Source organism: Streptomyces sp. WAC05374, from assembly GCF_004353505.1.
Taxonomy (GTDB): Bacteria; Actinomycetota; Actinomycetes; order Streptomycetales; family Streptomycetaceae; genus Streptomyces.
Map to the genome: position 1 here is coordinate 1 of NZ_SMNQ01000022.1, position 23,156 is coordinate 23,156.

Annotated in this window: 22 protein-coding genes and 2 pseudogenes; 11 read left to right on the top strand and 13 right to left on the bottom strand. The window is 72.9% G+C overall.

Annotated features, from left to right (window positions below):
* The 3 genes and pseudogenes from E2B92_RS28545 to E2B92_RS28555 all read right to left on the bottom strand — a co-directional run.
* Positions 1 to 205, bottom strand: a pseudogene (locus E2B92_RS28545) (lysophospholipid acyltransferase family protein); the annotation flags it as partial.
* The gene (locus E2B92_RS28550; protein WP_133087741.1) at positions 202 to 990 is read right to left on the bottom strand and encodes a GNAT family N-acetyltransferase; all 789 of its coding nucleotides are present in this window, start codon (positions 988 to 990) and stop codon (positions 202 to 204) included. The gene E2B92_RS28550 and the pseudogene E2B92_RS28545, both read right to left, overlap by 4 nt.
* A 160-nt stretch (positions 991 to 1,150) precedes the next feature.
* A complete protein-coding gene (locus tag E2B92_RS28555; RefSeq protein WP_126887871.1) occupies positions 1,151 to 2,422 on the bottom strand; it encodes an extracellular solute-binding protein in 1,272 nt (423 codons plus the stop codon).
* 239 nt (positions 2,423 to 2,661) lie between these two features.
* Between E2B92_RS28555 and E2B92_RS28560 the strand changes: the two genes are divergently transcribed.
* Positions 2,662 to 2,889, top strand: a complete 228-nt coding sequence (locus tag E2B92_RS28560; RefSeq protein WP_126887872.1) for a dodecin — start codon at positions 2,662 to 2,664, stop codon at positions 2,887 to 2,889.
* Here E2B92_RS28560 and E2B92_RS28565 read toward each other — a convergent pair whose 3' ends face one another.
* On the bottom strand, positions 2,890 to 3,378 hold the full coding sequence (locus E2B92_RS28565) for a phosphatase domain-containing protein (RefSeq protein ID WP_126887873.1): 489 nt from the start codon (positions 3,376 to 3,378) through the stop codon (positions 2,890 to 2,892).
* Positions 3,379 to 3,425: 47 nt separating this feature from the next.
* Here E2B92_RS28565 and E2B92_RS28570 point away from each other — a divergent pair, with 47 nt between their 5' ends.
* The 3 genes and pseudogenes from E2B92_RS28570 to E2B92_RS28575 all read left to right on the top strand — a co-directional run.
* On the top strand, positions 3,426 to 4,466 hold the full coding sequence (locus E2B92_RS28570; protein ID WP_126887874.1) for an MsnO8 family LLM class oxidoreductase: 1,041 nt from the start codon (positions 3,426 to 3,428) through the stop codon (positions 4,464 to 4,466).
* Positions 4,467 to 4,517: 51 nt separating this feature from the next.
* Complete coding sequence (locus E2B92_RS33885; protein WP_260604414.1) at positions 4,518 to 4,643, top strand: hypothetical protein; 126 nt, start codon at positions 4,518 to 4,520, stop codon at positions 4,641 to 4,643.
* A gap of 55 nt (positions 4,644 to 4,698) precedes the next feature.
* Positions 4,699 to 4,902, top strand: a pseudogene (locus E2B92_RS28575) (hypothetical protein); the annotation flags it as partial.
* Here the strand turns inward: E2B92_RS28575 and melC2 are convergent.
* From melC2 to E2B92_RS28590, 3 genes are all read right to left on the bottom strand, one after another.
* The gene (melC2, locus tag E2B92_RS28580; RefSeq protein ID WP_126887875.1) at positions 4,884 to 5,711 is read right to left on the bottom strand and encodes a tyrosinase MelC2; all 828 of its coding nucleotides are present in this window, start codon (positions 5,709 to 5,711) and stop codon (positions 4,884 to 4,886) included. The pseudogene E2B92_RS28575 and the gene melC2 overlap by 19 nt on opposite strands.
* Positions 5,712 to 5,735: 24 nt before the next feature.
* Entirely contained in the window at positions 5,736 to 6,128 is a 393-nt protein-coding gene (gene melC1 / locus E2B92_RS28585) for an apotyrosinase chaperone MelC1 (protein WP_126887876.1), read from the bottom strand.
* A 400-nt stretch (positions 6,129 to 6,528) separates the two neighbouring features.
* Entirely contained in the window at positions 6,529 to 7,815 is a 1,287-nt protein-coding gene (locus tag E2B92_RS28590; protein WP_126887877.1) for a NucA/NucB deoxyribonuclease domain-containing protein, read from the bottom strand.
* Positions 7,816 to 8,001: 186 nt separating this feature from the next.
* On the opposite strand from E2B92_RS28590, the gene E2B92_RS28595 reads away from it, so the two are divergent.
* Positions 8,002 to 9,279 (top strand): hypothetical protein, encoded by a 1,278-nt coding sequence (locus E2B92_RS28595; RefSeq protein WP_126887878.1) that lies wholly within the window; start codon positions 8,002 to 8,004, stop codon positions 9,277 to 9,279.
* 93 nt (positions 9,280 to 9,372) lie between these two features.
* Here the strand turns inward: E2B92_RS28595 and E2B92_RS28600 are convergent, their stop codons facing one another.
* From E2B92_RS28600 to E2B92_RS28610, 3 genes are read right to left on the bottom strand one after another with little or no spacing between them, the layout of a single operon-like run.
* On the bottom strand, positions 9,373 to 10,119 hold the full coding sequence (locus tag E2B92_RS28600; protein WP_126887879.1) for a succinate dehydrogenase/fumarate reductase iron-sulfur subunit: 747 nt from the start codon (positions 10,117 to 10,119) through the stop codon (positions 9,373 to 9,375).
* Entirely contained in the window at positions 10,116 to 12,062 is a 1,947-nt protein-coding gene (locus E2B92_RS28605) for a fumarate reductase/succinate dehydrogenase flavoprotein subunit (protein WP_126887880.1), read from the bottom strand. Before E2B92_RS28605 ends, E2B92_RS28600 begins: the two co-directional genes overlap by 4 nt.
* Position 12,063: 1 nt before the next feature.
* Positions 12,064 to 12,768, bottom strand: coding sequence for a succinate dehydrogenase cytochrome b subunit (locus E2B92_RS28610; RefSeq protein WP_126887881.1), 705 nt, complete (start codon positions 12,766 to 12,768; stop codon positions 12,064 to 12,066).
* A gap of 94 nt (positions 12,769 to 12,862) precedes the next feature.
* Here E2B92_RS28610 and E2B92_RS28615 point away from each other — a divergent pair, with 94 nt between their 5' ends.
* The 3 genes from E2B92_RS28615 to E2B92_RS28625 all read left to right on the top strand — a co-directional run bounded on the left by E2B92_RS28615 (position 12,863) and on the right by E2B92_RS28625 (position 16,484).
* Complete coding sequence (locus E2B92_RS28615) at positions 12,863 to 13,804, top strand: LysR family transcriptional regulator (RefSeq protein WP_126887882.1); 942 nt, start codon at positions 12,863 to 12,865, stop codon at positions 13,802 to 13,804.
* Positions 13,805 to 13,902: 98 nt separating this feature from the next.
* Entirely contained in the window at positions 13,903 to 15,684 is a 1,782-nt protein-coding gene (locus tag E2B92_RS28620; RefSeq protein ID WP_126887883.1) for a histidinol-phosphate aminotransferase family protein, read from the top strand.
* Entirely contained in the window at positions 15,681 to 16,484 is an 804-nt protein-coding gene (locus E2B92_RS28625; RefSeq protein WP_185923697.1) for a phosphatidate cytidylyltransferase, read from the top strand. The genes E2B92_RS28620 and E2B92_RS28625 overlap by 4 nt, the downstream gene beginning before the upstream one ends.
* 84 nt (positions 16,485 to 16,568) lie before the next feature.
* Here E2B92_RS28625 and E2B92_RS28630 read toward each other — a convergent pair whose 3' ends face one another.
* The 3 genes from E2B92_RS28630 to E2B92_RS28640 form a co-directional block, all read right to left on the bottom strand.
* Entirely contained in the window at positions 16,569 to 18,737 is a 2,169-nt protein-coding gene (locus tag E2B92_RS28630) for a putative bifunctional diguanylate cyclase/phosphodiesterase (RefSeq protein ID WP_126889408.1), read from the bottom strand.
* On the bottom strand, positions 18,734 to 19,546 hold the full coding sequence (locus E2B92_RS28635) for an SAM-dependent methyltransferase (protein ID WP_126889410.1): 813 nt from the start codon (positions 19,544 to 19,546) through the stop codon (positions 18,734 to 18,736). The genes E2B92_RS28630 and E2B92_RS28635 overlap by 4 nt, the downstream gene beginning before the upstream one ends.
* Positions 19,547 to 19,825: 279 nt before the next feature.
* Positions 19,826 to 20,854 (bottom strand): SCO0930 family lipoprotein, encoded by a 1,029-nt coding sequence (locus E2B92_RS28640; RefSeq protein WP_126889409.1) that lies wholly within the window; start codon positions 20,852 to 20,854, stop codon positions 19,826 to 19,828.
* Positions 20,855 to 21,353: 499 nt separating this feature from the next.
* Between E2B92_RS28640 and E2B92_RS33100 the strand changes: the two genes are divergently transcribed.
* The 3 genes from E2B92_RS33100 (at position 21,354) to E2B92_RS28655 (ending at position 23,129) form a co-directional block, all read left to right on the top strand.
* Complete coding sequence (locus tag E2B92_RS33100; protein WP_200840170.1) at positions 21,354 to 21,614, top strand: hypothetical protein; 261 nt, start codon at positions 21,354 to 21,356, stop codon at positions 21,612 to 21,614.
* 18 nt (positions 21,615 to 21,632) lie between these two features.
* Positions 21,633 to 22,397 (top strand): bestrophin-like domain, encoded by a 765-nt coding sequence (locus E2B92_RS28650; protein WP_126889457.1) that lies wholly within the window; start codon positions 21,633 to 21,635, stop codon positions 22,395 to 22,397.
* 171 nt (positions 22,398 to 22,568) lie between these two features.
* Entirely contained in the window at positions 22,569 to 23,129 is a 561-nt protein-coding gene (locus tag E2B92_RS28655) for a hypothetical protein (RefSeq protein WP_126889458.1), read from the top strand.
* Positions 23,130 to 23,156: the final 27 nt, after the last annotated feature.

A 23,156-nucleotide genomic window follows, 5' to 3' on the forward strand; every position in this document is an offset into this window, starting at 1 on the left:
GGCGGGTGGCCCACTCGCGGGCGGTGCGGCCGAGGAGGGCGGTGAGGGGCGCGAGGAGCACGCCCGCGAGGACGGCCAGCGCGCCGGCCACCAGGCGGGCGGCGGCCCGCCCGCGCGAGGCGCCCGCCGCCGGTCCTCGCGCGCAGGAGCGGGGCGTGCAGGGCGCGGCGGGCAGCCAGGGCGAGCCGGGCCGGGACCCGCTCACCGGGCGGGGGCGAGGGACAGGAAGTGCCGCAGGTAGCGGGGGTCGGTGCGGCGCAGCGACAGCAGCACGTACAGGTCGGCGACGCCGAACGCGGGGTCGTGGGCGGGTGCGCCGCAGACCCACGCGCCCAGCCGCAGGTAGCCGCGGAGCAGGGGCGGCAGTTCGGCGCGGCCGGCGGGGCGGGCGACACCGTCGGCGGACCAGAGCCGGTGCGGGGTGACCCAGTACTCCTCGGGGGCCAGGTGTTTGGCCTTGACCGTGTCCCAGGTGGCGGCGGCGAGGGCGCCGCCGTCGGCGAGCGGCAGGGAGCAGCACCCGGCCAGCCAGGTGTGGCCGGTGCGGGTCATGTAGCGGGCGATGCCGGCCCAGATGAGGGAGATGACGGCGCCGTTGCGGTGCGCGGGGTGGACGCAGGAGCGGCCGACCTCGACGAGGTCGTCGCGGATGGGGGCGAGCCGGGTGAGGTCGAACTCGCTCTCGGAGTAGAGCCGCCCGGCGATGCGGGCGCGCTCGGGCGGGAGCAGCCGGTAGGTGCCGACGATGTCGCCGGTGGCCTCCTCGCGTACGAGGAGGTGGTCGCAGTACGCGTCGAACTCGTCGCTGTCGAGGCCCGGTTCGGGTCCCTCGAGGTGCGCCCCGAGTTCCCCGGCGAACACCTGGTGGCGCAGTCGCTGGGCGGCGCGCACCTCTTCCTGGTCGTGGGCGAGTGAGACGGCGTAGCGGGAGTGCGGCGCGGCGGGCGCCGGGTCCGGGGCGGGGGCGGTCGCGGCGGGGGAAGCGGGCATGGCGGTCTCCTGTGCCGGAGGGAGGGACCCGGGCCGTGGCTGGGCGGCCCGGTCCCCTACTTCTTCCGTGGCCGGCTGGATTCGACATGACCGTGTGGCGGAGCGTGGGTGTGGGACGGCTGAATGCCCGGTACGCGGGTGCCACGCGCGCGGGGAGCGGTTATCCGTCGCCGCCCAGGGTGGTGGTGATCCTGGCCGATGCCGCCTTGGCCGCGCGCTCGGGGGACTCGCCCTCCAGGACGGCCGTCATGTAGGGCTTGATCGGGTTGGCCGCCTCGACGGCCGCCCACTCCGGGGAGTTGGGTGTGGCCCTGCCGCGTGCGGCGCCCGCCGCCATGGCCGCGGTGGCCTCCTGGCCGCCCACGGCGGCGGCCAGGGAGGACTTGTTCGGGACGTAGTTCATGGTGCGGGCGAGGTCGGTCTGCCACTTCTCGCCGGCCAGCGCGGTGACGACGTCGATGGCGGCGGCGCGGTCGCGGGAGTTCAGCGGGACGATCAGGTCGGAGCCGCCGGTGAAGACGGCGCACGGCTTGTCGGCCGTCTTGCCCGGGATGGGGAAGAAGCCGAGCTGGTCCTCCAGCGCCGGGTTGCGCTCCGTGATGGCGGCGGCGACGCTCGGCGGGGCGATGATCTGGGCGACGTCGCCCCCGGCGAAGACCTGGGCCTGCGGCGGGTTCTCCTCGTCCGCGTCCTTGGGGCCCTCACCCAGCGCCTGGAGCTCCTTGTAGACGTCCATGCCGCGCAGGGCGGCGGGGGTGTGGAGGGCTCCGCTCCAGGTGCCGTTCTTCTCGACGGCCAGTTCTCCGCCCTCGTCCCAGATGAAGCCGGCCAGGGTGTACCAGTCCTGGCCCGCGAGGTAGATGCCCTGGGTGCCGGCGGCGGGGTCGTTGAGCTTCCCGGTGTCCTCCAGCCACTGCTCGCGGGTCTTCGGCGGTTTCGTGATGCCGGCGCGCTCGAACAGGTCCTTGCGGTAGATGACCACCCGGTTGGCCGCGTACCAGGGGATGCCGAACTGGGAGCCGTTGACCTTGCCGGGCTCGGCGAGGCCGGGGAGCCAGTCCTGGTAGCCGAGGTCCCGTACGGACTCGAGCGTCAGATCGTACAGGAGTTCGGTCTCCGCGTACTGGGCGACCTGGGTGTTGCCGACCTCGATGACGTCGGGCGCGTCGTCGCTCTCCAGCGCGGTGGTGACCTTCTTGCCGATGCCGGTCCACTCCTGGAAGGCGACCTCCAGCCGGATGCCGGGGTGCTCCTTCTCGTACGCGGTGGTGAACCGCTTCAGGAAGTCGTCGGACACGCTGCCCTTCATCAGCCACACCGTCACCGTGCGGGTGCCGGGGCCCCCGTCACCGGGCAGGAGGCCGCAGCCGGTCAGGGCGGACGGGGCCGTGGCGATGAGCGCGCAGGCGCACGCCAGGAGGCGCTTCTTCACGTAGGTCACCTTTTGCGTGTGCGGGAGGAGTGGACCCGACGTGGGGGGAAGCGAAGCGGGTTCGCCGCGGGCGTGATGGCTGGATTTTGGTATGGACCAAGTGGCGGGTCAAGGGGTCGGCCGCCCCTGCCCCGGGGACCGCCGCCCCGCCGCACCGCCGCGCGGACCCCGGCGTGGTGGTGCACCGTGGAAGGAACGCACCACCGGGCGATGACCACCGGGCGAACGAGGAGACCTCCATGTCGCATCACACCTACCGCGTCACCGAGATCGTCGGCACCTCGCACGAAGGCGTGGACGACGCGATGCGCAACGGCATCGCCCGCGCCTCGGAGACCCTGCGCAACCTGGACTGGTTCGAGGTGACGCAGATCAGGGGACACATCGAGGACGGGCGGATCGCCCACTACCAGGTCGGCCTGAAGGTCGGCTTCCGTCTGGAGGACGGCCCCGAGGCCGCCGGCTGATCAGGTCCGGCCCTCCTTCTCCTGCGCCTGGACCAGCGCCTGTGAGCTCTCCGCCCAGCGGGCCCGTACGACCCGGAAGCCCGCTCGTTCGGCGGCGTCGCAGACCAGTTCGTCGTCGTCGACGAGCATGCGGACCTCGCGGTTGCCGGAGAGCCGGCGCAGGACCTCCAGCTTGGTGACCCGGGCCGGGCGGCGGTCGTGGTCGCGGCGCATGTGGAGCGGGCCGCGGGGCAGGCCGTGCGCGGCCAGCCAGGCCACCGTGTCCGCGCGGCACCGCTCGGGCCGGCCGGTGAGGTACACCACGTCGCACTCCTCGGCCGCCTCCAGGCACAGCTCCACGCCCCGGGCCAGCGGCGGGTCCTCGGGCGCGGCCGCGAAGAAGGCGTCCCAGTCGCGCGGCTCGCGCTCCAGGAAGCGCTGCCGGTGGCGGGCGTCGGACAGCGTGTTGTCCAGGTCGAATACGGCCAGTGGCCTGCTGTTTCGCGTCACGGGCCCAGCGTAGGGAATCCTGGCGCGGTGGGGGCGTTGACAGGGGTGTGAGCTCTTTGATCGCTGCGACGCGTCTGTCGGTGCTGGACCGGTCCCGCACCCGGGAGGGGTCGGACGGCCCGCAGGCGCTGCGGGACACGGTGGCCCTCGCCCGGGAGGTGGAGGCGCTGGGCTACCACCGCTTCTGGGTCTCGGAGCACCACGGCGTGCCGGGCGTCGCGGGTGCGGCGCCGACCGTGCTGGCGGCCGCCGTCGCCGCCGCGACCAGCACCATCCGGGTGGGCACGGGCGGGGTGATGCTGCCGAACCATCAACCGCTGGTGGTGGCCGAGCAGTTCGGCGTCCTGGAGTCCCCGGGCCGCGTCGACATGGGCCTGGGCCGTTCCGTCGGCTTCACGGACGGGATACGGCGGGCGCTGGGCCGCGAGAAGAAGGACGCCGACGACTTCGCCGGGCAGCTCGCGGAGCTGCTGGGCTGGTTCACGGGCACGGGGACGGCGCACCCGCACGTGCACGCCCGCCCCGCCGAGGGGCTGCGGGTGCCGCCGTACGTCCTGGCCACCGGTCAGGGCGCGGCCATCGCCGCGGAAGCCGGGCTGCCGCTGGTGATCGGGGACCTGAAGGGCCGGCCGAAGGTGGTGGCCGCGATCGAGCGGTACCGCGCGGACTTCCGGCCCTCCGTCTGGTCGCGGGAGCCGTACGTCGTCGTGTCGGGGACCGTGGCCGTCGCCGCGACCGAGGAGGAGGCGGCGCGGTTGCTGGTGCCGGAGGCCTGGTCGCTGGCGTACTCGCGTACGAACGGCACGTTCCCGCCGCTCGCGCCGCCGGAGCGGATCGAGCGCCTGGCCATGACGGACCGGCAGCGGGAGTTCTACGCGTCGGCGCTGCGCGGCCACATCCACGGCACCGAGGAGCAGGTGCGGGACGCGCTGGAGGAGGCCGTGAAGGAGACGGGTGCCGACGAGGTCCTGGTCACCACCAGTACCCACAACCGGGCGGCGCTGCTGGACTCGTACGTCCGCCTCGCCCGTCTCGCGGGCCTGACCAGCGTAAACACCGAGACTGACGGCCATGCCAGGCCCTTATGACCTGATCCCTACGTCCGTGTCCGGGGTGCCCGGGAGCACAGCCTGCGCTCCGTGGACGTGGGCGTCCCCCGGGGCGCGATCGCCATGTGCACGGGCGTGTCGGGCTCCGGCGAGTCGTCGCCGGCGTTCGGGACGATCTACGCGGAGGCGCAGCGGCGCTACGTCGACCGGCGGTGACGGGGGTGTCCGGTTCGGGCAAGTCGACGCCGGCGGGCGAGCCGCACGCGCGGCCGCCGGGCACTCGGTGGTGGTCGTCGAGCACGACATGGACGTGGTGGCCGGCGCGGACTGGGTGGTCGACCTGGGCCCGGGCGGCGGCGACGCGGGTGGCCGCGTCGTCGCCACCGGCACGCCCGCCGAGGTGGCGGGTGCGGCGGACAGCCGCACCGCGCCGTACCTCGCGGCGGCCCTGGCGGGTCAGGCGGCCGTGTCGTAGGTGTAGTGGCGGGTGTGGTCGAGCATGTCCGCCGGGGTGACGTCGTTCCACGGGCGCATGGTGTCGTTCAGGTCGACCACGTTCGGCGTGCCGGCGGTGGGCAGGTACCCGGAACGGGGGTGGCGCGCCTGCCAGTCGGCCCACAGCTTGTCGATGAAGGCGTGGTGGAGCCAGAACACCGGGTCGTTCGGGGACGCGCCGGTGCCCATCTGGCCGCCGACCCAGACGTGGACGCGGTTGTGCAGGTTGACGCCGCGCCAGCCCTCCAGGTGGTTGCGGAAGCCGTCGGACGCGCTGTTCCAGGGAGGCATGTCGTACGTCTCCATGGCGAGGACGGCGTCCACCTCGGCCCGGGTGGGCAGTTCGCGGCCGCCTGCACCGAGGGCGCGGCGCAGGTAGTCGCGGCCGTCGACGCGTACGGAGACGGTCCAGCGGTTGGTGGAGCGGGCGAACGGCCCGTCCATGACCTGGCCGTCGCGGGCGCGGCCGGTGCCGCCGAGGAAGTCGGGGGCCCACAGGGACGCGCGGGGCGTGCGGTCGGTGGTCCAGTCCCAGTACGGCAGGGCGACGCTCGGGTCGACGGCCTGGAGAGCCTGCTCGAACTGGAGGAGGAACCGGCGGTGCCAGGGCAGGAAGGACGGCGAGCGGTGGCCGACGCGGTCGCCGTTGTCGGTGTCGCTCATGATGAAGGCGTTGTGGGTGGTGACGAAGGTGTCGTACCGGCCGGTGCGCTTGAGCTCCAGTACGGCGTTGACGAAGTTCCGCTTCTCGGTGGCGGTGAGCTGGGCCTGGTTCTTGCGTACGGTCATGGTGGTGCGGCTCCGGGTTCGTGATCAGGCGGTGGCGAGGGGTACGAGCGGGGCGCCCTGCAGTTCGCGGACGGCGGCCCGGGCCACGGCGCGGGGCGTGGCGAGCGGCTCGTAGTGGTTGATCACGCTGATCCAGGTGCCGTCGGCGTTGCGCATGACGTGGAGTTCCTCGCCGTCGATGCGTACGGAGTAGCCGTCGCCGTGTCCCCCGTGGTGGCCGCCGCCGTGGCCGCCGTGCGAGGGCCCTCCCTGTATGCGGCGGCCCTGGTACACCTCGTCGAACGCCTCCGGTCCGCCGCGTCCGTGGACGGTCGCGGCGGACGCCTGGTCCGGTGCCGTCAGGGCGCGCCCCGCGGCGAGTCCCGCGGCGGCCGATGCGGCGACGCCGAGGGCGCGGCGGCGCGTGATGCTGGACATGGGTAACCCCCTGTGTGGTGCGGTGGTCGGTTCCGCCGGGGGACTGGTCAGGTGCCCCTGGCACGGCCATGCCTATCGGGGGTCGTCGGAGCCGGGAATTCCGCGGAGGCCGGTTGGCCGCGATACGGACAACTCGCCATCTAAAGTGCAGAATTGAACGAAAATGATCTTGTTGTTGACGGACACGGAAGAACCTTGGAGCGAAAATCTTGCGGCCAATGTGGTAAATCCGTGAAGAATCTTTCGCCTCAGGGCGGTTGGAGTGGCTTTGCTCACGCCCGCAGACTGTCCTGTTTCCGCCGCCGCACCCGCGTCACGCCGGGTCCTCGCGCAACGGGCGCCACCCGGGCCTGGTGCGGGTGCCTCCCTCCCCGGGCCCCCGGGGAGGGCGGCACGGCGCCTAGGGGGTGATGACCACCTGGTAGGCCTCGCCCTGGAGGACGCGCTCGGACTTGACCTGACGGCCCACGGCCCGCCCCGCGTTCTGGTTCTGGTCCGAGGGGACATGGGCCCTGACGCAGGGTGCGGCCGGTTCGTCGCGTACGACGTCCACCCGCCACGCGCCGCCGCCCACGGAGCGGGGGACGATCTCCGCGCACAGGGAGCCGAGCGTGCCGCCCTGGCGGGTCCTGGCGAAGGGGAACTCGTCACATTCGTCGTTCACGACGGTGGGGTCGGCCACGAAAGGCTTCGGGGGAGCCTTGCAGGTGTAGTAACTCCTGCTCTGAGCCCGCGCCTTGTCCCCGTCGCGCGTGAGCGGCCTTTTCCCGGTGCCCATGGCGTTGTTGTCGCTCAGGTTGTTCTGCGCCCATTCGTAGGCCACCGCGGAGGCCCCGTACTGGGACTTGCTGAGCACCACCCTGGCCAGGTTCTCGGTGGCGATGCAGCCGGGAGTATTGCCGACCTGCCCGTCACAGGCCACCGAGGGGCCCGCCCACTGCCCATGGCTGACGACGGGGTACTCCGCGTCGGGACTCTCCGTCCGGCTCTGGTAGGCGATCACGCTGCGCGAGCGCTCGCCGCCGCCCCGGGTGGTGGTCTCGTAGAAGAGATGTCCGCTCTGGTCCTCCTCACCCGCGCGCAGCTCGATGGCTCCGCCGCCCCAGGCGGGCGGCCCCGGTATGCACACGGTGCACGACGACGACAGAGCGAGTCCCACCGCGGAAACACCGTCGTACCTGCCGGCGAGGACGGCGATGTTCTCCTGCCACCTCACGCTGTAGGGATCCAGTGCGGACCGGGCCGTGACCAGGAGTTCGGCCGTGCCGATCGTGTCACCCACGCGGTTCACCAGCGCGTACACGATGCCGTGCCGCATGCAGTAGGCGTGACGGTTGGAGACGACATCCTGGCGCTTGCTCGAGGTGCACAGCGCCTCCGGGCCGGCATCCGGGTCGTCGCCGGGGTCGACGCCGTTCCGGGTGGCAGCGGCGACCCCGGGGACAGGGGCGACGCGGGCGCGGATACGGGCGAGATCCCCGGCCGTGAGGGGCCGTTCCTTGGTGCAGGCCCATGCCGCGCCTCGGCGTGCCGGTTCGGAGCCGGGGGTGGTGGCCGTGCAGGTGCCGCGGTCCTCGGGGGCCGCCGGCAGTGGCGCGGCGGCGGCCGGTGAGACGCCCGGGGCGAGGAGAACCGCGGTCAGGGCGAGCGTGACTGTCGCCGTGAGCAGCCGTCTGACGTGTCGCAAGGGGGTCCCCCTGTTCGATGGCGTACGGGTCCGTCAGGGATGGAACCGGTTCGACACCCGTACGCAACAGGGGCGGAATAGGACCCTCCCTGATCAGCTTTGGCCCATTACCGGCTCACCCCCGCGCCCCCGAGGCCGTTACGTTCACCCCTTGACCGGACACACAACCAGGGGGAAAGGGCAACGATGCGCCCCACAAAACCCGTCACCCGCACAGGCAGGACACTCCTGGCCTGTGCGGCCTCGGCCGCCTTGGCCACCGTGGGCCTCGCCGCTTCACCGGCCTCGGCCGTACCCGCGAAGTCCGCCGCCGCCACGCAGGTCAAACCCGGTGACGTCTGCACGGCCGCCGACCTCGGCACACGCCGCCCGTACATCAAAACGACCGAAGTCACCCCGGAGATCACCCACTTCAAGGGCTGGTACGTCACCCAGGGCACCACCGGCTACCAGAGCGTCACCACCAGCACCCAGACCACCATCTCGGTCTCCGTCGGCCTCAACGGCAATGTCCAGGGCAGCTTCGCCGTCGAGACCCTCGGCACCGTCGGCGCGAGCCTGGGCCTGAACGTTCAGGTCAACTACTCCTCCACCAGCAGCGAGTCGAACACGGTCACGTGGAACTTCTCCCGGCCCGGCTACTACGGCGTCTACAAGGGCACGAAGAAGGTCACCGGTACGTACGGAAGCCTCAACTGCAACCGCAGCCAACAGGGCGACGGCAGTTGGGCGTTGAGGTGGATCGAGGGGCCGGGCAGCGGCAGCTTCACCACTTACACCACCCTTGAGGAAGGCGCGGTGCGCTGCGAGGACACGGTGCCGCCCAACAGCATCATGGCCAAGGCGAGGAGCCTCCTCGACTGCGCCTCGCCCACCGCGAAGGCCGGGCACCCGGCGGGCGCCGTGGCCCCGACGGCGAAGCAGACGCAGGACCGCCTCGCGCAGCGCCCGGCTCCCCCTGCCGGCACGTCCGCCGAACAGCCCAAGGCCACCGGGCGCGCCGCGCAAGCCGCCCTGACCTGCCAACCCGGCGCCTACAGGATCGACGTCCCCGGCAAGCCCCTGAACTGGAGCGCACCGCTCCTGGCCAACGACGGCATCCGCCTGCGCGTGTCCACGATCTTCAGCGCCCACCTGGACAACTGGCGCCTGTGCGACGTGACGGAGAACAACGGAGTCCTCGAGGCGACGCTGTGGAACTGGGGCAACGGCGGATGCGCGACGGTCCCGGCGAACATCGCCAACCAGGAACAGGCCCACCTGACGACGGCCACCTGCGCGGAGGACGACCTCCAGCGGTTCTACATCTACCGCGACGTACCCGGCAGCGCGAAGATCGGTGTACAGAACAAGTACACCGGCTCCATGATGGGCCACGACCGGTACGGTGACGGGGAGTTGATCCGCCAGTACTCCAGCGGCAGGCAGGACGGTACGGGTACGTACACCCTGACTGGAGTCTGACGGCCCACGCCCCGCGCGCGGCCCCGCACGTGAACCCCGGAACCCGCACGCCCGACGACCGCGACGTCCGTCGAGCGTGCGGGTTCATGCCGCTCAGCGGCGGCCCTTGCGGGTGGCCCGCAGCCATTCCTTGTTCATGGCCGCGATCGACGGGAGCGGGATGCCCTTGGGGCAGGCGGTGGCGCACTCGCCGGTCAGGGTGCAGCCGCCGAAGCCCTCCTCGTCCATGACCGCGACCATGTCCAGGACGCGGGTCTCGCGCTCCGGCGCGCCCTGGGGCAGCACGTTGAGGTGGTTGACCTTCGCCGAGGTGAAGAGCATCGCGGAGCCGTTGGGGCAGGCCGCCACACAGGCGCCGCAGCCGATGCACTCGGCGTGCTCGAAGGCGAAGTCGGCGTCCGCCTTGGGCACCGGCGTGGCGTGCGCCTCCGGGGCGGAGCCGGTGGGGGCGCTGATGTAGCCGCCGGCCTGGATGATCCGGTCGAAGGCGGAGCGGTCGACCACCAGGTCCTTCACGACCGGGAACGCGGAGGCGCGCCACGGCTCGACGTCGATGGTGTCGCCGTCCTCGAACGCGCGCATGTGGAGCTGGCAGGTGGTGGTGCGTTCGGGGCCGTGCGCGTCGCCGTTGATCACCAGCGAGCAGGCCCCGCAGATGCCCTCGCGGCAGTCGTGGTCGAACGCGACGGGGTCCTCGCCGCGGAGGATGAGCTCCTCGTTGAGGGTGTCGAGCATCTCCAGGAAGGACATGTCCTTGGAGATGCCGTCCACCTCGTAGGTGGCCATGGCGCCGGGGGCGTCGGCGTTCTTCTGGCGCCAGACGCGCAACTTGAGCTTCATGCGTAGCTCCGCTGGGTGGGGTGGACGTACTCGAAGACGAGGTCTTCCTTGTGCAGGGTGGGAGCGTGTCCCGTGCCGCCGAACTCCCAGGCGGCCGCGTAGGAGAACTCCTCGTCCTTGCGGGCCGCCTCGCCGTCGGGCGTCTGGGACTCCTCGCGGAAGTGGCCGCCGCAGGATTCGGAGCGGTGCAGGGCGTCGAGGCACATCAGCTCGGCGAGCTCCAGGTAGTCGACGACGCGGTTGGCCTTCTCCAGCGACTGGTTGAACTCCTCGCCGGTGCCGGGGACCTTGATGCGGCGCCAGAACTCCTCGCGGATCTGCGGGATGCGGTCGAGCGCCTTGCGCAGCCCGTCGGCCGTGCGGGCCATGCCGCAGTACTCCCACATCAGCTCGCCCACCTCGCGGTGGAAGGAGTCCGGGGTGCGGTCGCCGTCGACCGCCAGGAGGAGGTTGAGCCGGTCCTCGGTCTCGGCGACCGCCTCCCGCACCACCGGGTGGTCCTCGGTGACCTCGTCGCGCAGCGGGTTGCGGGCGAAGTAGTCGTTGATGGTGGACGGCAGGACGAAGTACCCGTCGGCCAGGCCCTGCATCAGCGCGGACGCGCCGAGCCGGTTGGCGCCGTGGTCGGAGAAGTTGGCCTCGCCGATGGCGAAGAGGCCGGGGACGGTGGTCTGGAGGTCGTAGTCGACCCACAGACCGCCCATCGTGTAGTGCACGGCGGGGTAGATCCGCATCGGCACCTCGTACGGGTCCTCGTCGGTGATCCGCTGGTACATGTCGAAGAGGTTGCCGTACTTGGCCTCGACGGCCTCGCGGCCCATCCGCCGGATGGCGTCGGCGAAGTCCAGGTAGACGCCCTGCCCGCCGGGGCCGACCCCACGGCCCTCGTCGCAGACGTTCTTGGCGGCGCGGGAGGCGATGTCGCGGGGGACGAGGTTGCCGAAGGAGGGGTAGATCCGCTCCAGGTAGTAGTCGCGCTCGTCCTCGGGGATGTCGTGGGCGGGGCGCTGGTCGCCGCGTGCCTTGGGCACCCAGATGCGGCCGTCGTTGCGCAGCGACTCGCTCATCAGGGTCAGCTTCGACTGGTGGTCGCCGGTGCGCGGGATGCAGGTGGGGTGGATCTGGGTGAAGCAGGGGTTGGCGAAGTACGCGCCGCGCCGGTGGGCGCGCCAGACGGCGGTCGCGTTGGAGTTCATGGCGTTCGTCGACAGGTAGAAGACGTTGCCGTAGCCGCCGGAGGCGAGGACCACCGCGTCCGCGAAGTGGGTGGAGATCCGTCCGGTGATCAGGTCGCGGGCGACGATGCCGCGCGCCCGCCCGTCGATCACGATCAGGTCGAGCATCTCGGTGCGCGGGTGCATCTCCACGTTGCCGGCGGCGATCTGCCGGGAAAGCGCCTGGTAGGCGCCCAGCAGGAGCTGCTGGCCCGTCTGGCCGCGGGCGTAGAAGGTGCGGGAGACCTGGACGCCGCCGAAGGACCGGGTGTCGAGGAGGCCGCCGTACTCGCGGGCGAAGGGCACGCCCTGGGCGACGCACTGGTCGATGATCTCGACGGAGATCTGGGCGAGGCGGTGGACGTTGGACTCGCGGGCGCGGAAGTCGCCGCCCTTGACGGTGTCGTAGAAGAGGCGGTGGACGGAGTCGCCGTCGTTGCGGTAGTTCTTCGCCGCGTTGATGCCGCCTTGCGCGGCGATGGAGTGGGCCCGGCGCGGGGAGTCCTGGTAGCAGAACTGGACGACGTGGTAGCCCTGCTCGGCCAGCGTCGCGCCGGCGGAGCCGCCCGCGAGGCCGGTGCCGACGACGATGACGGTGTGCTTGCGACGGTTGGCGGGGTTGACCAGCTTCGCCTCGAAGCGGCGCTTGTCCCAGCGTTCGGCGATGGGGCCGGTGGGGGCCGCGGTGTCGGTGAGCGGCGCACCGGTCGTGTAGTCGAGGTAGCTCATGTCAGCTCACCACTCCGGTCATGACGGCGACGGGTACGGAGATGAAGCCCGCGGTGAGCACCAGTGCCAGGCCGTTGGCCAGGGCCTTGAGCGCGCGGTCACGGGCGGCGTTGCCCACGCCGAGGGTCTGCGCGGCGGACCAGAAGCCGTGCCGGATGTGCAGGCCGACGGCGAGCATCGCCACGATGTAGATGACATTGCCGTACCAGGTGGAGAAGGTCGCCACGACGTTCTCGTACGGATGGCCGGCCTGGGCGTTCGGGTTCACGGTCAGCGTCGTGAGGTCCAGGATGTGCCAGACGATGAACAGCGCCACGATGACGCCGCCCCAGCGCATGGTGCGGGTCGCGTAGCTCGCGCGGCGCCGCTTGTGGGCGTAGGCGGTGGGCCGGGCCCTGATGTCGCGCCTGCTGAGCTGGTACGCCGAGACGCCGTGGGCGATCACGGCGGTGAGCAGCACCACGCGGGCGATCCACAGACCCCATTCGTAGTGCAGGACGGGCTCGCCCATGGTGCGCAGCCAGTGGCCGTACGCGTTGAACTCGCCGGGGCCGAAGAAGACCTTCAGGTTGCCCATCACATGCGCGACGAGGTAAGCGATCATGATCAGGCCGCTGACGGCCATGACCGTCTTCTTGCCGACGGTCGATCCCCAGAACGTGCGCGTGGGGGACGGTTGCCGGTCCCTCCTGGTTGCCAGAGCCATGCCTTCGACGCTAGGGGTCCGGCAGCCAGAGGTCCAAGACATGGTCCGGCTGATCTCCATAGCTGATGCCTATGGACGGGCGTAGGGTGGTGTCATGCAGTTCCAGCAGCTCCTGTACTTCGTGGCGGTGGCCGAGACCCGGCACTTCACCCGGGCCGCCGAGCGGGTCCACGTCTCGCAGCCGTCGCTGTCGCAGCAGATCAGGGCGCTGGAGAAGGAGCTGGGCGCCGAGCTGTTCAGCAGGGCGCGCGGCAACATCACGCTGACGGACGCGGGCGAGGCGCTGCTCCCGCTGGCCCGCCGCATCCTGGCCGACGCCGACACCGCGCGCCACGAGGTGCAGGAGCTGGCGCAGCTCCGGCGGGGGCGGGTGCGCCTGGGGGCGACGCCCAGCCTGTGCACGGGGCTGCTGCCCGACGTGCTGAAGGCCTTCCACGACCTGCACCCGGGCATCCAGCTCCTGATCGAGGAGAGCGGTTCCCACGATCTCGTACGGGAGCTGGCGCGCGGGTCGCTCGACCTCGCCCTGGTGGTGCTGCCGCTGCCGACCCCGTCACCGGCGCTGACCACCGTGGAGCTGCTCCACGAGGACCTGGTCGTCGTCTCCTCGTCGGCGGCGCCCGCCCCTCGGCGGCCGGTGCGGATCGCGGACCTGGAGGGGCAGCCGCTGGTGATGTTCCGGCACGGCTACGACCTGCGGGACCTCACCGTGGCGGCGTGCCGGGCGGAGGGGTTCGAGCCGTCGTTCACGGTGGAGGGCGGCGAGATGGACGCCGTGCTCGGCTTCGTGCGGGCGGGGCTGGGCGTGGCGGTGGTGCCCGCCATGGTGGCGGCGCGGGCGGGCCGGGACCTCAGGGTCACGGCGCTGGCGCGGCCGGGGCTGAGCCGCACGATCGGGCTGGCGCACCGCAGCGACGTGGAGCCGCCCCGGGCCGCGCGGGAGCTCCAGCGGCTGCTGCTGGCACGGCGGGGGGTGACAGCGTTCCGGGCGGGACCGCCGCCCCCACCCTCCCGTGCCGGGGACGGCGACGCCTGAGTACGCGTACTCAGCTCGTCTGCGTCGCTCGTCCCTGCCCGGCCGGTCCGCGATCTTCGACGATGGGGCGACCCAAGCCCGCGTCGGAAGAGGTGTCCATGAGGCGTGACGTGCAGCTCCGCACCGCCACCCCGGAGGATCTGGAGTGGATCCACGAACTGCGTCACCGGGTGTACGCACAGGAGTTGGGCCAGCACGCGCCCGACCCGTCCGGCCGGCTCCGTGACGGGCTGGACGGCGACAACGTCTACCTGGTCGCGGCGCGCGGCTCCACCCGTCTCGGTTTCGTCAGCCTGACCCCGCCCTGGGTGGGCCGGTACGGGCTCGACAAGTACCTGGACCGCGAGGCGTTGCCGCTGCTGGCGGAGCCGGACGTGTTCGAGGTGCGCATCCTCACCGTGGAGCCGCGCTGGCGGGCCACCGCGGTGGCGCCGCTGCTGATGTACGCGGCGCTGCGCTGGATCGCCGCCCGGGGCGGGCGCCGGGTGGTGGCGATGGGGCGCACCGAGGTGCTCGCCATGTACCTGGCCGCCGGTCTGCGCCCGGTGGGTCGCACCGTGCGGGCCGGTGCGGTGACGTTCGAGGTGCTGACCGGTGAGGTGGCCGCGCTGACGCAGGTCGCGAGGGACCGGTACGGCACTGTGGTGGAGCGCCTGCGGTCGCGGGTGGACTGGCAACTGGACGTGGCGTTCGCGCCCCGGCCGGACGGGTGCGAGCACGGCGGTGCCTCGTTCACCGCCATCGGTACGGACTTCCGCAGCCTGGACCGGCGCCACCGGGTGGTCGCGGCCGATGTGCTGGACGCCTGGTTCCCGCCCGCCCCCGGTGTGCGGGCGGTGCTCGCGGAGGACCCGGGCTGGGCCGCCCGCACCTCGCCGCCGTCCGGCGCGGAGGGCCTGCTGGCGGAGATCGCCACGGCGCGGGAGCTGCCCGTGGAGACCCTCGCGGTGGGCGCCGGTTCGTCCGACCTGATCTTCCGGGCGTTCGGGAGGTGGCTGACGCCGGACAGCAGGGTGCTGCTGATGGACCCGGGCTACGGCGAGTACGCCCATGTCACCGAGCGGGTGATCGGCTGCCGGGTGGACCGGTTCCGGCTGCGCCGCGAGGAGGGCTGGCGGATCGATCCGGCCCGGCTGTCCGCCGCCGTCGCCTCGGGGCGCTACGACCTCGTGGTGGTGGTCAACCCGAACAACCCCACCGGGCGCCACGCACCGGCCGACGAGCTGCGCGCGGTGATCGCCGGCGCGCCGGAGCGGACCCGCTGGTGGATCGACGAGGCGTACCTCGGCTACGTCGGCCCGGACGAGTCGCTGGCGCATCTCGCCGCGACGGACCCGCGGGTCGTGGTGTGCACCTCGCTGTCGAAGATGTACGCGCTGTCGGGCGTGCGCGCCGCGTACCTGGTGGCCGGCCCGGACACCGCGGCGTCGCTGCGGCGGTGGACGCCGCCGTGGCCGGTGAGCCTCCCGGCGCAGCTCGCCGCCGTGGCGGCCCTGCGCGACCCGGAGTACTACCGCGAGTGCCGGGAGCGCACCCACGCGCTGCGCGGGCGACTGGCCGCCGGCCTGGCCGGGCTCGACGCGTCGCTGGTGGTCGAGGAGTCCGTGGCGAACTTCCTCGCCGTGACGCTGCCGTCCGGCGGGCCGAGTGCCGCGCGGCTGGTGGCCGAGTGCCGCCGCCACGACGTGTACCTGCGCGACCTGTCGCCGCTGTCGCCGGAGTACCGGGGCCGCACCGTGCGCGTCGCGGTCCGGGACACCGCCGAGAACGAACGCATCGTGGCCGCGGTCGGGGCGGCCCTGGACGCGCTGCGGCCCGGCCCGGGCGCGTCCGGCGCGGCGGCACCCGCGGGCCTGCCTGTCGCCGGTGGCACCCGGTGACCACCGTGGCCTCGCTGGCGCCCTTCCTCGGTGGGGCGCTGGCGCTGAGCGGTGTCGCGGTGGCGGCGTCACGGCGCCGTGAGCTGCTGGTCAGGTGGTGCGCCTGGGCGGTCGGGGTGCCGCTGGTCACCGCCGCGTTCTGGTGGGGCCGCCCGGGTACGGCGGTCATCGCCTGCGTGGTCGGGGTGATCGCGGTGCTGGAGTACGGCGGGCTGATGCGGCTGGGCCGGGCGGACCGGGCGGTGCTGGTGGCCGCGGTGGTGGGCGTGGTGCTGGCCGCCTGGCTGGCGCCCGGGGAGGTGTTCCGGGTGGCCGCGGCCGGGGCGCTCGCGGTGGCCGCGGTGCCGCTCGTGGCCGGTGACGCCGACGACGGCCTGCGCCGGCTCGGTGCCGGGCTGCTGGGGCTGGTGTGGCTGGGTGTGCTGGCCGCGCTGGTGCCGCTCGGGGCGAGCGCGCTGGCGCTGTTCGTCGCGGTCTCGGTCGCCGACATCGTGGCGTACTTCGCGGGCCGGCGGCTGGGCGGGCCGCGGTTGTCGCCGCTCTCGCCGGCCAAGCGGTGGAGCGGGACGCTGGCGGGGGCCGCGGCGGGCCTCGGCACGCTGGCCGTGCTGTCCGCGCCGGGCTGGCCGATGGCGGTCGCCGTGGCGGTCGGCGGCCCGGCCGGAGACCTCCTGGAGTCCATGGTCAAGAGGGGGGCGCGGGTGAAGGACGCCGGTGGCTGGCTGCCCGGCTCAGGCGGCCTGCTGGACCGGATCGACTCCTTGCTCGTCGCGCTGGCGGTGCTGCTGGTGCTCGGCTGAGTACGGGCCGGAGGGAGACCGGCGGGGCCCCGGGGGGAAGGCCCGGGGGCGGGCTGGGGAGGGCCCGCCCACGCCGGCGGAGGGTCACACCGCGTCGGCGAGCACCAGCGCGTGGATGCGGTCGGGGGCGCCCGGCCTCGCGTAGTACCAGCCCTGGGCCGTGTCGCAGCCCAGTTCGCGCAACTGCTCGGCCTGGGCGCCTGTTTCGACGCCCTCCACGGTCACCGCGAGCTCCAGGCTGTGCGCCAGCGAGACGATCCCTTCGACGATCTTCAGGTCGACGGGGTCGATCGGGTGCTGCTGCATGCTCTGGGTGAAGGAGCGGTCCAGCTTCAGCACGCTGACCGGCAGCCGGCGGAGGTTGGCCAGGTTGGAGTACCCGGTGCCGAAGTCGTCCAGGGCTATGTCCACGCCCATCTCGGCCAGTTGCCGCAGCGGCTTGAGCAGGTCCTCGTCGGCCCCGATCAGCGCAGACTCGGTGACCTCCAGGCACAGCGCGCCCGGCTCCAGCCCGGAGCGCTCCAGTACGTCGACGGTGTCGGCGACCAGGTTCGGGTGGTGGAGCTGCGTCGGCGACAGGTTGACGTTGATGCGCAGGGGGCCGCCGTCGGTGTGCCGCCGGTTCCAGAACCTCGCCTGGCGCACCGCTTCCTGGAGCACCCAGCGGCCGAGCGGCACGATCAGCCCGGTGTGCTCGGCGAGCGGGATGAACCGGTCCGGGCCCAGCACGCCGTGCTGCGGGTGGCACCAGCGCACCAGCGCCTCGGCGCCGTGCACGCTGCCGTCGCCGAGGTGCACCAGCGGCTGGTACTCGATGAAGAACTCGCCCCGGTCCAGGGCGGCGGGCAGCGCGGTGGTCAGGCCGTGCCGGGTGATGGCGCGGGCGTCCGCCTCGGGGTCGGCCCGCTCGAAGCGGTTGCCGCCCGCCGACTTGGCCCGGTACATGGTGATGTCGGCGCTGCGCAGGACCTCGGCCGGGCCGCGTTCGCCGGCGGGGCCCTCGACGACGCCGACGCTGCCGCGCACGGTCAGCTCGCGGCCGTCCAGCCGGACGGGCGTGGCCAGGGCGGCGAGGATGCGGTGGGCCAGTTCGTCGGCCTGCTGTTCGGTGTCCGTGCCGGTGGTGAGCGCCACGAACTCGTCACCGCCCAGCCGGGCCACCATCTCCCCCGGCCGGGTCGCGACCGACTGCAACCGGTCGGCGACCTCGACGAGCAGCCGGTCGCCGGCCGCGTGCCCGAGACTGTCGTTGATGGCCTTGAAGCCGTCGAGATCGAGGTAGCACAGGCCGAAGCGGGTGCCGTCGCCCGAGGACAGCACTTTGTCGAGCCGTTCGAAGAACAGCGTCCGGTTGGGCAGCCCGGTCAGCGCGTCGTGCGTCGCCTCGTACCGCAGCCGCAGGTTGAGCAGCCGCCGTTCGGTGGTGTCCTCCATCAGCGCGAGCTGGTACTGCGGGCGGCCCTCGGGGTCACGCAGCAGGGACACCGTCAGGTTGGTCCACAGGACGGTGCCGTCGCCCCGGTAGAAGGGCTTCTCGACCTGGAAGTGGTCGCGTTCGCCGCGTACCAGTTCCCCGTACAGCTTCCACACGTGCGGGGCGTCCTCGGGGTGGACCCACTCGCTGACCTTGCGGCCCCGCACGTGGTGCTCCAGGCCGCCGAACATGCGGGTGAGGGCGCCGTTGACCTCCAGGATGTTGCCCTCGAGGTCGGCGATGCCGATGCCGATGGCCGCGTCCTCGAACACGGCGCGGAAGCGGGCCTCGGTGGCGTGCAGTGCCTGTTCGGCGAAGCTGCGTGCCGAGAGCGCCGAGCGGGCGATGGCCTCCTGCTCGGCGAGGGTGCGCTGGCGCAGCGCCTGGGCGAAGCCGGCCGCCAGCGCGTGCTGGAGCCGGGCGCAGCGGGCCCGCAGCTCCTCCCGGGCGGCGCCCTCGACATCGCCCCCGCAGTACAGCACGAGGTAGGAGTCCACCACGCCCAGGCTGCGGCTGAGCGCGTCGGGGTCGGTGCAGTGCGCGGCGACCAGGGCGGCGCCGACGCGGTGCGCGGGAGCCGCGTCGAACGGCCGCGCGTGCAGCGCGTCGCTGAGGTCCCGTGCCAGCGGCAGCAGGTGCCGCTCGACCTCGGCCCGGGTCAGCGACGTCGCCGTGACGGGGAAGATGGCCCGGCTCCATATGGTCGCGAACCGCTGGAGTCTGTCCTCCAGGCCGTCCGGTTCCGCTGCGGAACCGGGTGCCTGTGCCGGCATGCTCACGCCTTGCGCCCCACCCCTGCGAAGCCCGAGAAGGCGTATGGATCCTCCTGGTCGAGGGGGGTCTCGGGCCGCCAGTGCGGCATCTGCACGAGGCCCGGTTCGACCATCTCGAAGCCGTCGAAGAAGCGGGTCACTTCCTCGCGGGTCCGCATGATCAGCGGGTTGCGGATCTCGTTGTAGACCTTCACCGCGCCGCCCGCCCGCTCCTGGGGCAGCGGGATGCCCTCGTAGGAGGCATGGGTGAGGACGAGGAGGCTGCCGGGCGCGAGGGCGTCGCGCAGCTCGGCGAGCGCCCGGTGGGGGTCGTCGGAGTCCTGGACGAAGTGGAGCACGGCGACCAGGAGCAGGGCCACCGGCCGGTCCAGGTCCAGCAGGGCGCCGGTCTCGGGGGCCGTGAGGATGTCCTGCGGCTTGCGCAGGTCGGCGGCGACGACACCGGCGTTGTCGTTGCCCTCCAGGACGGCCGCGCTGTGGGCGACGGCGACGGGGTCGTGGTCGACGTACAGGACCCGGGCCCCCGGGCTGGCGGCCTGGGCTATCTCGTGGACGTTGCCGAAGGTGGGGATGCCGGAGCCTATGTCGAGGAACTGGGTGATGCCCTCGCCGGCGGCGTACCGTACCGCGCGGCGCATGAAGGCCCGGTTGGCCTGCATGATTTTGGGAAGGCCCGGCATGAACTCCATGGCTTTGCGGGCCGCTTCCCGGTCCACCTCGAAATTGTGCGAGCCGCCCAGGTAGTAGTCGTAAATGCGGGACACGCTCGGCACCGAAATGTCGATGCTGGGCGGGGCCCAGGCGGGACGCTCCATCGATGTCTCCAACAAGTCGCCACGGTATGCGGCCATGTTCATGGCCAGTGTCCGAGCCGAGGCTACTGATCGCCCGCCGGGAGAGCGAGGGGAAACGGAAATTAGCGATCCGTTCTTGGTCACACGTCCCGGTCATGGGACGGCGGCACGTGCGGCACGCGTGTGCGGGAAAGCGCACGCCACCGGCCCGCCGCACACGCGTGGGGCGTGGAGCGGCGGGCCGGCCGGGTGTCCGGGCCGGCGGGGCCGGACACCCGGATCGCGACGTGCGTGGGGACTCTACTTGGCCGTCGCGACCATCTTCCCGGTGGGCGAGACGGCGAACCAGGTGCCGCCGACGCCCTGACCGTTGGTGTCACCGGGCTTCTTGTCGCCCGCGAAGGTGTAGAGGGGCCAGCAGTCGATGGTCTGCTGCTTGATGCCGTCGGGCCGGTTGAAGGTGACGTAGCCCTTCAGCGAGATGCCCTCGGTGTCGTTCTTGTCGACGGGCTCGACCACCGGCCACTTCTCGAGGCATTCGCCGGTGCAGGCGGTCTTCATGGGCCACGCCGAGTCCTTCTCGAACCGGTAGACCGTCATTCCGTTCTTGTCCACGACGATCTCGCCGAGCTTGGGGTCCTTGCGGACGGACAGCCCGGCCAGGTCGGCGGCGCCCGCGCCCTCGCCCTGGTCCTCGGCCGCCCCCTCGCCGGCGGTGCCCTCGTCGTCGGCGGCCCCCTCGTCGCCGCCGCCCGCGAGGGCCGCCTTCTTTCCGTCGGGGGCGGCCGCGAACCAGGTGCCTCCCACGCCCTGGCCCTTGGTGTCGCCGGGCTTGGCGTCCTTGGCGTACCGGTACATCGGCCAGCCGTCGATGGTGAGCTGCTTGGTGCCGTCGGCGCGGGTGAGCTCGCCCATCAGGGAGGCGTCGACACCGGCCGGGGGCTTGGCGCCCTCCGCGGTGACCACCGGCCACGCCTTGGCGCAGTCGCCCTCGCAGGCGGACTTGGGCGGGTTCGGCGAGTCCTTGTCGAAGCGGTAGAGCGTGAGGCCCTCGCTGTCGGTGACGACCTTGCCGAGTTCCTTGCTCTCCCATACGGCGAGCTGGCCGGCGGGCTTGGCGGCCGCCTCCTGTCCCCCGGAGCCGGCACCGGAGCCGTAACCGGCGCCGGAGCCGTAACCGGCGCCGTTCTCGGCGGGCGCGCCCGCCGGCGCCGCCGCGCCGACCGATCCGGCGGGTGTCTGGTTGCCCTGGTCCTGACCGCACGCCGTCGTCAGCGCGAGCACGGCCGCCGCGGACAGCGCGAGCGAGGCGTTCCGCCAGGTCTTCATGTCAACTCCCGTTGTGGTGCGATGTGTGGCGACGCCCAGGTGCGCCGTTCATGGCCCTATGTACGGCGGGGAGGGCGGCGCGTGTTCAACCCCCGGGGAAAATTTCTCCGCGTACTCGGCAAGGCCGCACCCCAAGAACCCCTCCATCAGGGGAAATCGGCCCTGTTCGCACCGTGTGGCGCGGTGCGGCCGATCATGCTCGTCGGCGTGTACCCATCCCTCGTCGCGCGGCTGTTGGCGGCCGCCGCCCTCGGCTGGCTGCTGGCCGCGCCGCTGCCCGCGGCGGCCGACGCCTGCGCCGTCGCCCACGTCGGCCCCGGTGACCCGGTGGTCTCGTCGGCGGGCGGCGCCGCCCCGCGCCCCCCCCCCCCGCCCCCCCCCCCCCCCCCCCCCCCCCCGGCCCCGGCCCCCCCCCCCCCCGCCCCCCCCCCCCCCCCCCCCCCCCCCCCCCCCCCCCCGGGGGGTGCCGGCCCCCCCCCCCCCGCCGCGGCCGCCGTCCGTGCCGCCCCCGCCTCCCGCGCCGGCCCCGCCGCCGCCCGAGCCGGAAGCGGCCGCGCCGCCCCCTCCGGCCCCGCCCCCGCCGCCGCCCCCGTCGGCACGCCCCCGCCCGTCGTCGCCCGCCCCGGTCCCGCTGCCCGCCTACCGGCGTGCGCAGCGCGCCGAACCGGCCGGCGGCCCGTCCTCGGTCACCGTGATGCTCGTGATCATGGCCCCCGCGGTGCTCGCCGCCGCCGCCCTGCGCTCCCGCTCCTCCCGCTAGCACCGCCCGGAGAACACCTTGTCGGAATGGCTTGTCCTGTCCATCGCGATGGCCGCCGCCTGCGCCGTCGTCCTGACCATCGTCGTGATCAACAACCGCCGGATCGGTGACGACGACGACCCGTCCGAGACCCCCGACGTCATCGAGTACATGACGATGATGATCGGCGTGGTGTACGCGATCGTGCTGGGCCTGGCCATCGCCGGCGTCTGGGAGGGCCGCAGCGCCGCCCAGGAGAGCGTCCGCCAGGAGGCGCAGGCCCTGCACGAGGTGGTGGCCCGTGCGGAGGTCTGGCCCGAGGCGGTGCGGACCCGCATCCGCGCCGACGTGGACGCGTACGTGGCGCACGTCGTGGACACCGAGTGGGACCACATGGCCGACCGGGGCGAGCTGACGGACCGGGGCGCCGAGCTGCTGGAGCGGGTGCGCCGCGACGTCTCGGACTACCGGCCGGCCGACGCCCACGAGGGCGAGGCGTACCAGCCGATGGTGGACCAGGTGGCGGTCGTCGACGACGCGCGCAGCGCCCGCGGGGAGAACGCGGGCGCCACGATGCCCGGTGTGGTGTGGTTCGGCCTCATCACGGGCGCCCTGATCACGGTGGGGCTGATCTTCACGCTCCAGATCCGGCGGACGTTCCGCGAGCTGCTGCTGGCCGGTCTGTTCAGCGCGCTGATCGCCTTCCTGCTGTTCCTGATCTGGGCGTTCGACGCGCCGTTCGGCCGGGGGGTCTCCGCGACGGCCGAGCCGTTCCTGAACGCCTTCCCGCACCTGGCGGACTGAGCGACGGGGTGCACGGGGGTCCGCCGTACGGGGGACCTCGGTGCCCCATTCGCCCCTGTGCGATCGCGGCTGTGGTAAGGCGCTCCTAGCGTTTCCGGCATCGAGGTGCATATCAGACGCTTTGTGGAAATCCGTTCCGCAGCCTGCTCCTCGGGACCCGGAGGATTGACGATGCGCGCGATAGGTGCCGCCTCCGCCGCTCTCCTCGGAGCGGCCGCTCTCGCCCTGACCGCCCCCGCTCCGGCGGTGGCTTCCGGCAAGTACGCCCCCGGTGACTTCGCCATCAGTCCCTCGACCGTCCAGCCGGGGGGCAGGGTCGTCCTCACGGCCCCCGGCTGCTCGGGCACCGCGATGGCGTCCTCGGGCGTCTTCGACACGGTCACCATCCCGGCCGGCCGTTCGGCGACGGCCACCGTCGACTGGGACGCCCGGCGGGGCGCGGTCTACACGGTGTCCTTCACGTGCGCGGGCGGCACGCCCGGCACCGTCGACCTCACCATCGCGCCGGCCACCAGTACCCCGACGACCAGCTCGACCGCCGTTCCCACGGTGACCACCACCCGGACGGTGACCCCGACCGCGGCGCCCACGCAGGGTGTGCGCGGTGGCGTGGGCGGCAGCATCGGCGGCCTGAACGCCGGTGAGCTCGCGGCCGGGACCGGCCTGGTCGTGGCGGCCGCCACCGGGATCATCTACATGCTGCGCCGCCGCGCCGAGAGCCGCCGCCACTGAGGGGCGCCGCGGCCGCCGAAACGGCGG

What these genes read in the sequence shown, in the direction of transcription:
- melC1 (WP_126887876.1), bottom strand. Translation starts at nt 6,128, where the DNA reads ATGTCCAGCATCACGCGCCGCCGCGCCCTCGGCGTCGCCGCATCGGCC.
- E2B92_RS28610 (WP_126887881.1), bottom strand. Translation starts at nt 12,768, where the DNA reads ATGGCTCTGGCAACCAGGAGGGACCGGCAACCGTCCCCCACGCGCACG.
- E2B92_RS28600 (WP_126887879.1), bottom strand. Translation starts at nt 10,119, where the DNA reads ATGAAGCTCAAGTTGCGCGTCTGGCGCCAGAAGAACGCCGACGCCCCC.
- E2B92_RS28595 (WP_126887878.1), top strand. Translation starts at nt 8,002, where the DNA reads ATGCGCCCCACAAAACCCGTCACCCGCACAGGCAGGACACTCCTGGCC.
- E2B92_RS28655 (WP_126889458.1), top strand. Translation starts at nt 22,569, where the DNA reads ATGCGCGCGATAGGTGCCGCCTCCGCCGCTCTCCTCGGAGCGGCCGCT.
- E2B92_RS28620 (WP_126887883.1), top strand. Translation starts at nt 13,903, where the DNA reads ATGAGGCGTGACGTGCAGCTCCGCACCGCCACCCCGGAGGATCTGGAG.
- E2B92_RS28640 (WP_126889409.1), bottom strand. Translation starts at nt 20,854, where the DNA reads ATGAAGACCTGGCGGAACGCCTCGCTCGCGCTGTCCGCGGCGGCCGTG.
- E2B92_RS28550 (WP_133087741.1), bottom strand. Translation starts at nt 990, where the DNA reads ATGCCCGCTTCCCCCGCCGCGACCGCCCCCGCCCCGGACCCGGCGCCC.
- E2B92_RS28615 (WP_126887882.1), top strand. Translation starts at nt 12,863, where the DNA reads ATGCAGTTCCAGCAGCTCCTGTACTTCGTGGCGGTGGCCGAGACCCGG.
- E2B92_RS28605 (WP_126887880.1), bottom strand. Translation starts at nt 12,062, where the DNA reads ATGAGCTACCTCGACTACACGACCGGTGCGCCGCTCACCGACACCGCG.
- E2B92_RS28635 (WP_126889410.1), bottom strand. Translation starts at nt 19,546, where the DNA reads ATGGAGCGTCCCGCCTGGGCCCCGCCCAGCATCGACATTTCGGTGCCG.
- E2B92_RS28560 (WP_126887872.1), top strand. Translation starts at nt 2,662, where the DNA reads ATGTCGCATCACACCTACCGCGTCACCGAGATCGTCGGCACCTCGCAC.
- melC2 (WP_126887875.1), bottom strand. Translation starts at nt 5,711, where the DNA reads ATGACCGTACGCAAGAACCAGGCCCAGCTCACCGCCACCGAGAAGCGG.